Origin of the sequence: Pseudoalteromonas sp. S1610 (assembly GCF_005887465.1) — a bacterium.
Taxonomy (GTDB): Bacteria; Pseudomonadota; Gammaproteobacteria; order Enterobacterales; family Alteromonadaceae; genus Pseudoalteromonas; species Pseudoalteromonas undina.
The window spans coordinates 1-1,196 of sequence record NZ_PNDI01000088.1; the positions used below are offsets into that span (position 1 = coordinate 1).

Annotated in this window: 1 protein-coding gene; it reads right to left on the reverse strand. The window is 40.6% G+C overall.

Features of this window, described 5'->3' with window-relative positions:
• Window positions 1–122: 122 nt before the first annotated feature.
• The gene (locus CWB77_RS17750; protein ID WP_010388706.1) at window positions 123–848 is read right to left on the reverse strand and encodes a YebC/PmpR family DNA-binding transcriptional regulator; all 726 of its coding nucleotides are present in this window, start codon (window positions 846–848) and stop codon (window positions 123–125) included.
• Window positions 849–1,196: the final 348 nt, after the last annotated feature.

Here is a 1,196-nt window from a genome sequence, read left to right on the forward strand (position 1 = left end):
CTGAATAGCTGAATAGCTGACATTTATTTAACACTAAAAAAGCGCGTTTTGCCTACACAAAACGCGCTTTTTGTTTTATTAAGCGGCAAAATAGCTAAAATTCGCCTAGTTAAAACTACGAATTAATTTTTAATAGTCGCGTTGTGATAAACATTTTGTACGTCATCGCAATCTTCAAGCATATTGATAAATTTATCAAAGTTGGCAATCACTTCTTCATCTGTAATTTCAACATGTACTTGTGGAACGAAGGTAATTTCATCAACTTCAAAGTTAATGCCTTCAAATGCTTCTTCTAATGCCGTTTTAGCTTTAAAGTACTCTGTATGCGGTGCAAATACCGACACCTTGCCATCTTCGGCTTCTACATCAGTCACATCAACGTCAGCCATCATCAGCGCTTCTAACACGACTTCATCGTCGTCACCTGCAAACCCCAAAACAGCAAGATGATCAAACATATGTGCTACACACCCAGGTGTGCCGATTTTTGAATCTGTTTTAGTAAACGGTAAGCGCACGTCTTTAATAGTACGATTAGGGTTATCGGTTAAACAGTCAACAATCACCATGCAATTACCCGGGCCGTAGCCTTCGTACCGTGCAGTTGAGTAATCTTCCCCTGCCCCGCCGGCTGCTTTTTCAATTGCTTTTTCGATTACGTGCGCAGGAACTTGGTCTTTTTTGGCTTTTTCAATTAAGCGGCGCAATGTTTGATTTACATCGGGGTCGGGTTCACCACTTTTGGCTGCAACGTAAATTTCTTTACCGTACTTTGAATTTACTTTAGTTTTTGCGTTGGCGGTTTTAGCCATCGAACTTTTGCGGACTTCAAATGCTCTGCCCATCTTGTGCCTCTATTGAATACGTTCTGTTTTTGATATTTTACCAATTCAAAGCGTATTGGGCTAGTGGTTCAACATGTTATGCTGTGCAAAAGCAGCGGGGTATTAATTTAAATAATACCCGTTATGCTATTAGCGAAATGAAATACAGTGCAATTTAACATAATTAGGGTCTGTTAACCTTTGCGGATTGCTATTTGTTCAAACTAGGGGCAATTTAATCGCGGCGCGAGGTTTGTAACCTAGTGGGCTAAGTAAGAACCGAGCAACAAAGAGTTAATTGCCCCTAGGCAGAACCCTTCGGGCAGCGCCATATAGCAATAATATCCCAGATAACCACTATTAATGACG